The sequence below is a fragment of the Azospirillum melinis genome (assembly GCF_013340935.1).
Lineage (GTDB): Bacteria > Pseudomonadota > Alphaproteobacteria > Azospirillales > Azospirillaceae > Azospirillum > Azospirillum melinis.
In genome coordinates this window covers 27,883-39,974 of sequence record NZ_WHOS01000041.1, presented here as the reverse complement: position 1 = coordinate 39,974, position 12,092 = coordinate 27,883, and the positions used below count along the sequence as shown (strand labels likewise).

Here is a 12,092-nt window from a genome sequence, read left to right as displayed (position 1 = left end):
CTCAGTGGCCCCCCGTCCGCTCGTCGGTTTCGACGCCCGCCAGGGCGGAGACCAGCTTGGCGAAGGCGACGATCCCCAACAGGGCGGCGCCGGCGGGAAGCGTGGCCTGCGGGACCCACAGCGGCAGCTCCAGCTGGCCCGAGGAGAAGGCGTCGAAGTCATAGGAGAAGGCGGCGCTGTGCCAGCCGGTGCGGACCAGCAGGCCGGCGAAGACCAGCACCGCGAGGTTCGCCCAGGCATCCAGCCAGCGCCGGCCGCGCGGACCGACGAAGCCCATGATCAGGTCGATGCGGATATGGTGGCCGGTGCGCAGCGCCTCGGCGGCGCCGGCCATCACCATGGCGACGACCAGATAGCCGCAGGCCTCGTCCACACCCTCCAGCGGGTGGCCGGCGAGATAGCGGGCGACGACGCCGGCCGTGGTCAGGACGAGCACGATGGCGATCAGCAGGACGCTCAGCGCGCCGCCGATGCGGGAGAGGACCGAGGCGGCGCCCGCCAGCAGGCGCAGGGCGCCGGGGGAGGACGCCTTGCCGTCAGCCGGGGCGACGGCATCCGGACTGGACATGCTGCTCATGGCCTGTCCCCTCCGTTACTGAAGCTTCTGGACGAGTTCGAGCAGCTTGCGGCCGTCCGCACCCGTCTCGTCGGCGAAGCCCTCGGCAAAGGCGGGAGCCATGGCGGCCTTGAAGGCGGCATTCTCCTCCGCCGTCGCGATGTGGACCTTGACGCCCTTCGATTCCAGCTCCGCCGGTGCGCTGGCGGCGGCCTCCTGCGAGGCTTCCAGCGCCCAGCCGGCGGCATCCTCGCCCGCCTTCTTCAGCGCGGCCTTGTCCTTGTCGGTCAGCGTGTCGTACCAGCGGGGATTGACGTAGCCGTGCAGATAGGCGGCCAGGACCGGCACCACCGTCATATGGTCCTGCACCTCGTAATATTTGCGCGACCAGGCGGCGGCGACATCGGTGATTGCGGAATCGATGACGCCGGTCGCCAGGGCCTGATAGACCTCGCTTCCGGGAATGGCGACCGGCGTGGCGCCCATCGCCTTCAGCCCGCGGTCGAAGGCCGGCCCGATGCCGCGCATCTTCTGGCCCCGGAAGTCCGCCGGCGTCAGCAGCGGCTTGCCTTTGGAGGTGAAGACGCTGGTGTTGGTCTGGAACATCCAGACCACATTCCTGACGCCCTTCTTCAGCAGCCGCTCCTCGAGGAAGGCCGCCGCTTCGGAGGTCGGCCATTTCCGCCATGCGTCGATCGACGACATGGTGTAGGGGCCGACGGTGACGTTCATCAGCGGCAGCGTCTTGCCCCACTGGAAGTTCAGCGAGAAGGCGCATTCGATGTCGCCCTTGGCCACCGCCAGGATGTTGTCGTTGGCCTTGATCAGGCTGTCGGCTCCGAAGACCTGGACGTCGAGATTGCCGTCCGACAGCGTCTTCACCTCCGCCGCCCAGCGTTCGATGACCTTGGAGATGTGGTGGGACGGCGGAAGCTGGTGGCTGCACCGCATCCGCGTGGCGGCCTCCGCCTCCATCGGCAGCGCCGTCAGCGCCAGGGCCGAGGTCGCGGCGGCCAGCGACAGCATGGTCTTCAAATGGCTGGACGTCTTGGTGGGCGTCATGTCCTGCACCTCCCGGTGGTGGTTCGTTGCAGCGTTCCGGCGGGTGGGAAACGGGGCCGGAAGCGAAGCCCGTTCAACTGCGGGCCTTCGGATTGTTCGTCTGCAAAGCAGAACAGCACGGGGGAGGCAGCGTCGTAAAATATAAAGACAAGAACCGAGCTATCTGGTTTCGAGATAGCTCTCCCGCAGCCGGCCGGGCCAGCGGCCGCTGCGATGGGCCTCGCGCACCACGTCGATCATCAGCCGCCGCGCTTCGACCACGGCGCGGGACGCGGTCTTCATCCGCGAGGACACCAGATACAGGGTGCGGCCCATCGACGGGTTCACCACCGGCCGCGCCACCAGTTCGCCGCGGGCGATCTCGTCGCCCGCCAGGGCCGCCGATTGGACCGTCACCCCCAGCCCGGCGCTGACCGCCCGCTTCAGGGGAATGGCGGATTCGATCTCCAGATAGACCTTCGCGGCGATGGCGTTGCGCACCTCGGCGTCGCTGGCGAGCGCCTGGAGAACGGCGGTGCGGCCGGGCATGATCAGCGGCAGGCGCAGCACGTCGGCCAGATCGATGGGGCCGCCGTCGCCGATCATCGCGCGGGTGCCGAGGCAGACGAGCTCCTCGTCCAGCAGCGGCACGCCCTCCAGCCGGTCGTCGTTGGGCGGCACCAGTGTCAGGGCGATGTCGGCCTGACCGGACAGCATCCACTGGTGCATGATCTCGCTGTGCGCTTCGATCACGCGCAGCTTCACCTCGGTCAGGGTGGAGGCGACGCGCCGGATGAAAGGCAGGCCGATGGCCTCCATCGCCGTGTAGTTGAAGCCGACCATCACCGGCCCGATCACCGCCCGGGACAGCGACAGCACGTCCAGTTCGGCCTGTTCCAGCGCGTGCAGCACGCCTCTGGCATGGGCGAACAGGCGGTCACCCGCCTCGGTCCTGTTAACGCCGCGCGGTTGCCGGACAAGCAGCTGAACGCCCAGATCCTCTTCCAGCACAGCCACATGCTGGCTCAGCGCCGATTGCGCCACGTTCAGAAACTCGCTGGCTTTTGAAAAGCTGCCGAGTTCGCAGACGGCGACGAAGTAGCGGAGACGGCGGAAGTCCAGCTTCGTTGACATTCCACTTTTTCCCACAGGCCCCTTGCTGGACAAAGCGGAATGTTGGGCTCGGCACCGTCAACTGGTTGGCGGCATGGAAGGTGGCGGGCGCGGGTTGACCAGGAATGGGCGTAGAGCGCGGTGATTCCGCGGCCAAGGACGTGCCCGCAACCGGACCAAAGAATACGGAATTCAATCTGAAGCTTGGCAATTCGATGAGGTTCGGCCTGAATGACAAGAATGGCTCGGGAATGTGACGATGCTTGGTGGATGATTTTTCTGGCTTCCCATTATCCTATGTTATTGCAGAGGAATTTTTTGTCGAATTTGCGCCGGATGCAGGGCATAGACTAAGTTTATTCGATCAGCATAGGGTTAAATTCATAGATTTTGCTTCTGTAATCTATGTCAAACCTTGACATGCGGTTGCGAGCAGTTTTCGATGGGACCATGCCATTTCGTAAAACCATGAATGTCTCGCTCACTCCAGAGTTGGAGCGCTTTGTCGTCGGACGCGTCGCCACCGGCCGCTGCGGCAGCGCCAGCGAAGTGGTCCGCGCCGCGTTGCGCTTGCTGGGGCGGGACGAATGCGCCGTGCCGCAGAGTCCCACCCCCGTGGGTCGGGGCTCTGCGGTGTAAGCCTACTATGTGTGACGCCGTTCCTGCCGAGGCGGCCCTTGTACCGCTTTCCATCAACAGCGATCGCTTGGGGACTCCGTGACCGCAGACACCAGCCGCGCCTTTCTGAACGGACCCGGCGACATGGCCGCCCTGATGCGTGCCAAGGATTGGGCGGAAACGCCGTTCGGCCCGGTTGAGGCATGGTCTCCCGCCCTGCGTTCGGCCGTCGGCATCTGTCTCGGCTCGCGCTTTCCCATCGTGCTCTATTGGGGGCCGACGCGGGCGCTGATCTACAACGATGCCTGGAGCCCGGTACCAGGAAACAAGCATCCCTGGGCGCTCGGGCGGCCCGGTTGGGAGGTGTGGGCGGAGATTTGGGACATCATCGGCCCGATGTTCGACCATGTCATGACCACCGGCGAGGCAACCTGGTCGGAAGACCAGCTGCTGCCTCTGAACCGCTTCGGTTATGTCGAGGAATGCTATTTCTACTACAGCTACAGTCCGGTGAGCGGTGAGGACGGCGAGGTCGAAGGCATCTTCACCGCCGTGACGGAAACCACCCAGCGGGTGCTGGCGGAGCGGCGCGAGCGCCTGCTGCGCGTGGTGTCGGAAGCCACGTCGCAGGTTCGGTCGGCATCCGAGGCCTGCGAGGCCGCCGTCCGGTGCCTGGCCACCTTGCCGGAGGAAGCGCCTTTCGTGCTCGCCTATCTGCGGGACCCCTCCAGCGGAGCGTTGTGGCTTGTCGCTCGTGAGGGACTGCCCCCCAGCGCCGATCTGGCACCGGACCGAATTTCGCCGGACGGCAACCCCACACCCTGGCCGTTCGCCGAAGTCCTGGCGACGGGGGCGCCGGTGACGGTCGAGGGATTGGCGCTCCGGTATGCCGGCCGGTTGCCGGGCAAGCCCTGGCCGGAGGTGGTCGAACAGTCGCTCGTCGTGCCGATCCTCAGCGCCCGCGCCGACGCCCCGCACGGCTTTCTGGTCACCGGGATCAGCCCGCGCCGGCGCATCGACACGGCCTATGTCACCCTGTTCGAACGTGCCGCCGGCCACATCGCCACCGCGATCACCAACGCCGAGGCCTATGAGGAGGAGCGCCGCCGCGCCGAGATCCTGGCGGAACTCGACCGCGCCAAGACGGCCTTCTTTTCCAACGCCAGCCACGAATTCCGCACGCCGCTGACCCTGATGCTAGGCCCGGTGGAGGACATGCTTCAGCGCTTCCCGGCGGAGGACCGGATGGCCGTTCCGGTCGAACGTGACGCGCTGGAGCTGGTCTACCGCAACGGACAGCGTCTGTTGCGTCTGGTCAACGCCCTGCTCGACGTCTCGCGCATCGAGGCCGGCCGGATGAAAGCCCGCTTCGAGCCGGTCGATCTGGCGGCTTTCACCGCCGAACTGGCCAGCAGCTTCCGCTCGGCCATGGACCGGGCCGGGCTGGACTACCGCATCGATTGCCCGCCTCTGCCGGAGCCGGTCTGGGTCGACCGCGATCTGTGGGAGAAGATCGTCCTCAACCTCATATCCAACGCTTTCAAGTTCACCCTGAGCGGCAGCGTCACGGTGTCGGTCCGGGTATCCGGCAAGAACGCAGCGCTGAGCGTGCGCGACACGGGCATCGGCATCCCGACCGAGGAACAGCCCCGGGTGTTCGACCGCTTCCACCGCATCGAAGGGCAGGGCGGGCGCACCCATGAGGGCACCGGGATCGGTTTGGCCCTGGTGAAGGACTTGACCCAGCTTCATGACGGCGCCGTCGCTCTCGACAGCGAGGTCGGCCGAGGCTCCACCTTCACCGTCACGTTTCCCTTCGGCACTGCGCATGTTCCCGCGACAGAGCGTTCGGCGGGCCCGGCACCGGTCTCCACGGCGACCCGTGCCGACGCTTTCGTCGCCGAGGCTCTGCAGTGGTTGCCCCAGGAACAGGGAGGGCAGGCCGCTCCCGCGCTGGTCGAAGGCACTTCCGGCGGACTGGCACCCGAAGGGGTGCGAAACGCGACCATTCTGCTGGCGGATGACAATGCCGACATGCGGAGCTATGTCGAGCGGCTGCTGACCGCCGCCGGCTACCGGGTCGAGGCGGTTGGCGACGGGGCTGCCGCCGTCGAGGCGGCAAAGGCGGCACCTCCGAATCTGGTGCTGTCCGACGTCATGATGCCGCGCCTGGACGGCTTCGGCGTGATCGCTGCACTGCGCGGGCATCCTGAAACCAAGGATTTGCCGATCATCCTGCTCTCGGCCCGCGCCGGAGAGGAATCCTCGATCGAAGGGCTGCGGGCCGGAGCCGATGATTATCTGGTCAAGCCGTTCAGTGCACGCGAGCTGCTGGCCCGGGTGGACGGCGCGCTGCGCTTGGCGGAGTTGCGCCGGGAGACGGCCGAGCGGCTGCGCCATGCCAACGAGGCGCTGGAGCGCCGCGTCGAGGAGCGCACCCGGGAACGCGACCGCTTCTGGCGACTTTCCCGCGATCCCTTTCTCGTCGCCGACCGGGAGGGCCGCTGGCTCAGCGTCAGCCCGGCCTGGACGGAAATCCTGGGTTGGACGGAGGCAGAGCTGCTCGGCCGCACGTCGGAGTGGATGGAGCATCCGGACGACCGTGACAAGACGCGCAGGGAGGTGCGGAAGCTGGCCGGTGGCGGCAGCACGATGCGGTTCGAGAACCGCTTCCGCACACGGGACGGGCAATATCGCGACTTCGCTTGGACCGCCACCCAGGCGGACGGCCTGATGTTCGGTGTGGCCCGCGACGTGACCGACGAGAAGGAGCGCGCGGCGACGCTCAGAAAGACCGAAGAGCAACTGCGCCAGTCGCAGAAGATGGAAGCGGTTGGGCAGTTGACCGGCGGCATGGCGCACGACTTCAACAATCTGCTCCAGGCGATGTCCAGCTGCCTCCAGCTGGTGGGCCGGCGTGTCGGCCATGCTCCGGAGGTGGAACCCATCCTCGACGCCGGACGTCAGGCAGTGGACCGCGGTGCCAGTCTGATCCGGCAGTTGATGACGTTTTCCCGTCGCCAGAGCCTGCAGCCGGAGGCATTCGATGTGCGGGACCGTCTGCTCGGCCTGCGCCTTTTTCTCGACCGGGCCCTGCGCGCCGACATCGGGCTGGAGTTCGCGCTTCAGGGCGAACTGTGGCCAGTGATGGCCGACCCGGTGCAGTTCGACCTGGCGGTGCTGAACCTCACCACCAACGCCCGTGACGCTATAAAAGCGGATGGGGCGGTGATGCTCGGGGCGGAAAATGTCGAACTGGACGGCGTCGACGGTCTGTCGGGACAGTTCCTGAAGGTCTGGGTGCGCGACAGCGGCCACGGCATCGCACCCGAAGCTCTCGGCCGGGTGTTCGAACCTTTCTTCACGACGAAGGCGGTGGGCAAGGGCACCGGGCTGGGTTTGTCACAGGTCTATGGCTTCTGCCGGCAGTCCGGCGGCACCGCGACCGTGGAGAGCGTCGAGGGGAAGGGCACCGTCGTGTCCCTGCTGCTGCCCCGCGCCGAAACGACGGCGGTCTCGGAGACGCCGGCTGCGCCGCCGGTGTTGCCGCCCATCGCCGACATCCACGTTCTGCTGGTCGAGGACGATCCGGTGGTGGCGCCCGTGGTGACGGCGGCCCTGGAGGATCTCGGCTACCGGGTGACCCGCGCGGCGAGCGGCGAAGAGGCGCTGCGCCGGCTGGAAGAGGAGGCGGTCGACCTCCTGTTCAGCGATGTCGTCATGCCCGGTTCGATCAACGGCGCCGCTCTGGCACAGGAGGCCCGGCAACGCTGGCCGGATCTCGGCATCCTGCTGACCACCGGTTACAGCGAGGATTTGGCGGCGACGAAGTCCGTCCGGGTTCTGTCCAAACCCTACCGGATCGAGGATTTGGCACACGCCATTCAGGAGGAGCTGGAAGACGGGGCAAGGCGCCGGTGCTGAGTTCTGGAGCGTGGTGAAAGATGCGGCCGGTTGTGGTCCGGCTCACATCGGCGGCGGGCGGGGTCGGCTAGGGTCATGTCATCGAGACAACCCGCCGGATGCACCGCACCGGCCCCACCCAGGAGACCACACCATGATCCGCACCTCCCTGCTCGCCGGCTTCGCCACCCTGGCCCTGCTCGCCGCCCCCGCCATGGCGCAGAATGTGTCCAACCTGTCGAACACCGCGGCCGGCATCGGCAATGGCGCCACCCAGAGCGTCACGACGATGCAGCGCAGCGGCGGGCTGTTCGGCGGTCCGAACACGGCGAACGTCTCGAACCTCGCCGCCGGTATCGGCAACACCGCCAGCCAGGGCGTGCTGGTCGGCCAGCGCAGCGGCGGGCTGTTCCCCGGCGGCTCGGCCGCCAACCTGTCGAACACCGCGGCGGGCATCGGCAACTCGGCGATGCAGGGCGTGACGGTGCTCCAGCGCTCCGGCGGCCGGACGCCGTTCGCCGCCCCGAACCTCGCAAACGTGCAGAACCTCGCCGCCGGCATCGGCAACTCCGCCAGCCAGGGCGCCTTCGTCCGACAGCGCTGAACAGCGGGTTACGTCTCATTCCTCACCGACTTCGCCCCACGGCCTCGGCCCCGAGCGGTTCTCCCGCCGGGGCCTTCTCTTTGCCTGCTTGAGGCAGAGCCGGTGGCCGGTCAGTTCTTCAGCTTGTAGCCCGTGCGGAAAATCCACCATACGACGGCAAGACAGATCGCCAGCAACAGGGCGGTCATGCCGAGGCTCAATGCGACGGGCATGTCGGCGGCGCCATAGAAGCTCCAGCGGAAGCCGCTGACCAGATAGACGACCGGATTGAACAGGGTGACCGTCTGCCAGAACGGCGGCAGCATTTTGATCGAATAGAAGCTCCCGCCCAGGAAAGCGAGCGGTGTCACGATCAGCATCGGCACGATCTGCAGCTTTTGCCAGCCGTCGGCCCAGATGCCCAGAATGAAACCGAGCAGGCTGAAGGTCACCGACGTCAGCACGAGGAAGGCGACCATCCAGACCGGGTGCGCGATGGAAAAATCCACGAACAGCCGTGCCGTCAGCAGGATCAGCGTTCCAAGGATGAGAGACTTGGTCGCCGCCGCGCCGACATAGCCGATCACCGTCTCGAAGGCGGAGACGGGGGCCGACAGCAGCTCGTAGATCGTGCCGGAATAGCGTGGCATGTAGATGCCGAAGGACGCGTTCGACACGCTCTCCGTCAGGACCGACATCATGACGAGGCCGGGGACGAGGAACGCGCCGTAGCTGACGCCCTCGATCGATGTGAAACGCCCGCCGATCGCCGCCCCGAAGACGACGAAATACAGCGAGGTGGAGATCACCGGGCCGGCGATGCTCTGCGCCAGCGTGCGCCAGGTGCGGGCCAGTTCGAAGAGATAGATGGCCCTGATCGCATGAAGGTTCATGCCCGCTCCCTCACCAGATTGACGAAGATCTCCTCCAGGGAGCTCTCTTCGGTGCGCAGGTTCGTGTAGGTGATGCCGTGGTCGCCCAGCTTGCGGAGAAGCCCGGCGATGCCGGTACGCTCCTGTTGCGTGTCGAACCTGTAGACCAGTTCACGCCCTCCCTCCGACAGGGTCAGGGGATAGTCGGCGAGTTCGGGCGGAATGGCGCTCAAGGGGGCCTGCAATTGCAGGGTCAGCTGCCGCTTCCCCAGCTTCTGCATCAACGCGGCCTTCTCCTCCACCAGGACGATCCGGCCGCCGGAGATCACACCGATGCTGTTGGCCATCTCCTCCGCCTCCTCGATATAGTGGGTGGTCAGGATGATGGTGACGCCGCTGTCGCGCAGGCGCCCGATCATCTCCCACATGCCGCGGCGAAGCTCCACATCCACACCGGCGGTCGGCTCGTCCAGGAACAGGATGCGCGGCTCGTGCGACAGCGCCTTCGCGATCAGCACGCGCCGCTTCATGCCGCCGGACAGCGCCATGACCTTGGTGTCCTTCTTGTCCCACAGGGACAGGTCCTTCAGGATCCTCTCGATCACCGCGGGGTTGGGCGGCTTGCCGAACAGGCCCCGGCTGAAGCTGACGGTCGCCCAGACGCTCTCGAACGCCTCGGTCGTCAGCTCCTGGGGAACCAGACCGATCAGGGACCGCGCGGCGCGCCAGTCGCGCCGGATGTCGTGGCCGTCCACCGTCACGCTGCCCGATGTCGCCCGGACGATGCCGCAGACGATGCTGATCAGCGTCGTCTTGCCGGCACCGTTCGGACCGAGCAGTGCCAGGATCTCGCCGCGGCGGATGTCGAGATCGACTCCTTTCAGCGCCTGGAAGCCGGATGCGTAGGTCTTCGTCAACCCACGAATCTCAATTATAGGCTGCATATCTTTCCTCGGCTTGGGGCCAACTCCCGGGTGCGGACGCCACCAGGGCGGGGCCACCATAACGCTCTGTGGTGCCCGGCGGAATTTTTACCTGAGTGGTAGGACCCGGCGCAGGACGACCTCGAACAGGGCGCCGCGTTCCGACGGCAGCAGGGCGATGCTTCCGCCATGGGCCTCCACCAGCCCCCGCGCGATGGTGAGGCCGAGGCCGGTGCCGCTGCGGTCGCGCGCGGTGGTGAAGAAGGGGACGAAGACCCGGTCGGCATTCGCGGGCGAAATGCCCGGCCCGTCGTCGGCGACCCGCAGGATCGCCCGCCCGCCCTCGGCCCGCAGGGTGACGGTCACCCGCGCGTCCGCGCCGGCGTGGTGTCTCGCATTTTCGATCAGGTTCGCCAGGACGCTTTCCAGGGAGTCCCGCCCCATGGCGACCGGCAGCGAGGCCGGCAGCGACGCATCTGCGCCATGACGCTCGGCCAGACGGGCGGCGACCGGCACGGCGTCGGTCACGGCGGCGTCGGTCACTGTCATCACGTCGGCACGGGCCAATTCCAGCAGGCGGCGGACGAGGCGGGACAGCCGTCCGGCCTCGGCATCCATGTTGGCGAGGAAGCGGTCCCGGTCTTCGGGAGGCATGCTGTCGATGTGGTCGCGCAGCAGCTCAACGGTGCCGCGGATGGTGGTCAGCGGCGTCTTGAACTCGTGCGAGACATGGGCGGCGAAGTCGCGGATATAGTCGGCCCGCTCCTCCAGCGTCCTCGCCATCCGGGTCAGCGCGTCCGACAGCTCGGCGACCTCGCGCACCACCGGGCGCGGTAGCGGGACCATCACGCCCCTCTCGCCGTCTGCTGTGCGCTTCGCCAGCCCGGTGACCGCGCGCAGCGGGCGGGCGATGGCGACCGTCCCCAGCCGCGCCAGCACGCCCACCGACACCAGCAGCAGCACCGCCAGCCCGGCGAGGTGCCAGCGCTTTCCATAGAGGGTATCGGCGATGCTGCGCGGCGTGCGCGACACCACCACCACGCCGACAACGCGCCCGTCGTCGAGCACGGGCTGGGCGGTGAAGACCCGCACCGACCGGCTGCGGTCCGGCACGGCCGGGCTGTCCGAACCGGACCGGTAGCCGATTCTCTCCTGGCCGGGGCGGTCATGGCTCGTGCGTTCGCGCAGGACGCTGGCGGCCTCGCCGGCCAGGGCGCGGCGGACCTCGTCCTGCCGTTCCAGGGACAGGCCCATCTCCTCGCCGGTGCTGGCGACGACCACACCCTGGCGATCCGTGACCCTCATGCCGGCCAGGGTGATGCGCTGCGCCTCGCGCAGGATCGGGCCGAGCGTCGATCCGGCAATGGCGGCGGACGGGTCGCTCGCCATGGCCGGGACCGGATCGGGGGCGGGGGGAAGGATCGGATCTTCGGCAAGGTCCAGGCTGGCGAACCGCGGCGTCCAGGGCGGGTCGAAGCCCGGCGGGCGAGTCCAGGCCGGATCGACCGGGGGGCCGAGCTCCTCCGCCTTTCCGCCGGCCCGGCGCCAGGCGTCGCGGTAGAAGGCCGCGACCACCCCGGCCTGGGCGATCAATTCGGATTCGGTCTGGCGGATCAGGGCGCTTTCATAGAGACGAAGGATCCACAGGCCGCTCAGCGGCAGGACCAGCGCCGCCACCGTCATGACCAGCAGTACGGTCGCGATGGACGGCCGCCGTCCGGACAGCGACCTCCCGAACGGCCACTTCATCGGCAGTCCGACAGCTTGTAGCCCAGCCCATGCACGGTTTCGACCGGAGCGCCGCCGGCCGCCTGGAATTTGGCCCGGACCCGGCGGATGTGGCTGTCCACCGTGCGGTCGGCGACATAGCGTTCGGTGGCATAGGCGCCGTCCATCAGGGCGTCGCGGCTGAACACCTTGCCCGGCCGGTCGGCGAGGGTGCGCAGCAGGCCGAACTCGGTGGCGGTCAGCACCACCTCCACCTCGTCCCAGAAGGCGCGCACGCCGTCCAGGTCCAGCCGCAGGCGGTTGTGGCGGAGAACCGGTGCCGGACCCTCCGGAACCGGCGGCTCCGGGGGGGCCGTCCGCCGCAGCACCGCCTTGACCCGCGCCGTCAGCTCGCGCGGCGAGAAGGGCTTGGTGACGTAATCGTCGCCCCCCAGTTCGAGGCCGAGAATCCGGTCGATCTCGTCGTCGCGCGACGACAGGAAGATGATGGGGATCCGGCTCTCCCGGCGCAGCCGCCGGCAGACCTCGGTGCCGTCCATCTCCGGCATGCCGATGTCGAGCAGGATCAGGTCGGGGGAGTCCGCCTGGGCCAGTGCCAGCCCCTGGGCGCCATCCCCGGCCTCGACCACGGCGAAGCCCTCCCGGTTCAGGGCGAAGCGGACGATGTCGCGGATGTGGGGATCGTCGTCGATCAGCAGGATCTTGGTCATGGCAGCGCAAGCCTACCCGATAATCTGCACAAGTTCTGCACGGAG

10 protein-coding genes are annotated in these 12,092 nt (G+C 67.6%); 3 read left to right on the top strand and 7 right to left on the bottom strand.

Features of this window, described 5'->3' with window-relative positions:
• Window position 1 precedes the first annotated feature (1 nt).
• The 3 genes from GBZ48_RS24905 to GBZ48_RS24895 all read right to left on the bottom strand — a co-directional run bounded on the left by GBZ48_RS24905 (window position 2) and on the right by GBZ48_RS24895 (window position 2,731).
• Window positions 2-577: a TRAP transporter small permease gene (locus GBZ48_RS24905; RefSeq protein ID WP_174473477.1), complete on the bottom strand. Its 576-nt coding sequence runs from the start codon at window positions 575-577 to the stop codon at window positions 2-4.
• Between the two features lie 15 nt (window positions 578-592).
• Window positions 593-1,618 carry a TRAP transporter substrate-binding protein DctP gene (gene dctP, locus GBZ48_RS24900; protein WP_174473476.1) on the bottom strand — a complete coding sequence of 342 codons (1,026 nt, stop codon included), beginning with the start codon at window positions 1,616-1,618 and terminating at the stop codon, window positions 593-595.
• Window positions 1,619-1,777: 159 nt separating this feature from the next.
• The gene (locus tag GBZ48_RS24895; protein WP_174473475.1) at window positions 1,778-2,731 is read right to left on the bottom strand and encodes a LysR family transcriptional regulator; all 954 of its coding nucleotides are present in this window, start codon (window positions 2,729-2,731) and stop codon (window positions 1,778-1,780) included.
• Window positions 2,732-3,115: 384 nt separating this feature from the next.
• Between GBZ48_RS24895 and GBZ48_RS24890 the strand changes: the two genes are divergently transcribed.
• The 3 genes from GBZ48_RS24890 to GBZ48_RS24880 all read left to right on the top strand — a co-directional run bounded on the left by GBZ48_RS24890 (window position 3,116) and on the right by GBZ48_RS24880 (window position 7,835).
• Window positions 3,116-3,349 carry a type II toxin-antitoxin system ParD family antitoxin gene (locus GBZ48_RS24890; RefSeq protein ID WP_343049653.1) on the top strand — a complete coding sequence of 78 codons (234 nt, stop codon included), beginning with the start codon at window positions 3,116-3,118 and terminating at the stop codon, window positions 3,347-3,349.
• A gap of 78 nt (window positions 3,350-3,427) precedes the next feature.
• Window positions 3,428-7,252, top strand: a complete 3,825-nt coding sequence (locus GBZ48_RS24885) for a response regulator (protein WP_209798345.1) — start codon at window positions 3,428-3,430, stop codon at window positions 7,250-7,252.
• Window positions 7,253-7,385: 133 nt separating this feature from the next.
• Entirely contained in the window at window positions 7,386-7,835 is a 450-nt protein-coding gene (locus GBZ48_RS24880; RefSeq protein ID WP_174473474.1) for a hypothetical protein, read from the top strand.
• Window positions 7,836-7,945: 110 nt separating this feature from the next.
• On the opposite strand, the gene GBZ48_RS24875 is transcribed toward GBZ48_RS24880, so the two are convergent.
• The 4 genes from GBZ48_RS24875 to GBZ48_RS24860 all read right to left on the bottom strand — a co-directional run bounded on the left by GBZ48_RS24875 (window position 7,946) and on the right by GBZ48_RS24860 (window position 12,047).
• Window positions 7,946-8,707, bottom strand: a complete 762-nt coding sequence (locus tag GBZ48_RS24875) for an ABC transporter permease (protein WP_174473473.1) — start codon at window positions 8,705-8,707, stop codon at window positions 7,946-7,948.
• On the bottom strand, window positions 8,704-9,603 hold the full coding sequence (locus tag GBZ48_RS24870; protein WP_246307441.1) for an ABC transporter ATP-binding protein: 900 nt from the start codon (window positions 9,601-9,603) through the stop codon (window positions 8,704-8,706). Before GBZ48_RS24870 ends, GBZ48_RS24875 begins: the two co-directional genes overlap by 4 nt.
• A gap of 114 nt (window positions 9,604-9,717) precedes the next feature.
• Window positions 9,718-11,358 (bottom strand): sensor histidine kinase, encoded by a 1,641-nt coding sequence (locus GBZ48_RS24865; RefSeq protein ID WP_174473471.1) that lies wholly within the window; start codon window positions 11,356-11,358, stop codon window positions 9,718-9,720.
• Window positions 11,355-12,047 carry a response regulator transcription factor gene (locus GBZ48_RS24860; RefSeq protein WP_174473470.1) on the bottom strand — a complete coding sequence of 231 codons (693 nt, stop codon included), beginning with the start codon at window positions 12,045-12,047 and terminating at the stop codon, window positions 11,355-11,357. The genes GBZ48_RS24865 and GBZ48_RS24860 overlap by 4 nt, the downstream gene beginning before the upstream one ends.
• Between the last annotated feature and the right edge of the window lie 45 nt (window positions 12,048-12,092).

Coding starts and splice junctions, on each gene's coding strand:
- GBZ48_RS24905 (WP_174473477.1), bottom strand. CDS start 577: ATGAGCAGCATGTCCAGTCCGGATGCCGTCGCCCCGGCTGACGGCAAG.
- dctP (WP_174473476.1), bottom strand. CDS start 1,618: ATGACGCCCACCAAGACGTCCAGCCATTTGAAGACCATGCTGTCGCTG.
- GBZ48_RS24895 (WP_174473475.1), bottom strand. CDS start 2,731: ATGTCAACGAAGCTGGACTTCCGCCGTCTCCGCTACTTCGTCGCCGTC.
- GBZ48_RS24890 (WP_343049653.1), top strand. CDS start 3,116: ATGTCAAACCTTGACATGCGGTTGCGAGCAGTTTTCGATGGGACCATG.
- GBZ48_RS24880 (WP_174473474.1), top strand. CDS start 7,386: ATGATCCGCACCTCCCTGCTCGCCGGCTTCGCCACCCTGGCCCTGCTC.
- GBZ48_RS24875 (WP_174473473.1), bottom strand. CDS start 8,707: ATGAACCTTCATGCGATCAGGGCCATCTATCTCTTCGAACTGGCCCGC.
- GBZ48_RS24865 (WP_174473471.1), bottom strand. CDS start 11,358: ATGAAGTGGCCGTTCGGGAGGTCGCTGTCCGGACGGCGGCCGTCCATC.
- GBZ48_RS24860 (WP_174473470.1), bottom strand. CDS start 12,047: ATGACCAAGATCCTGCTGATCGACGACGATCCCCACATCCGCGACATC.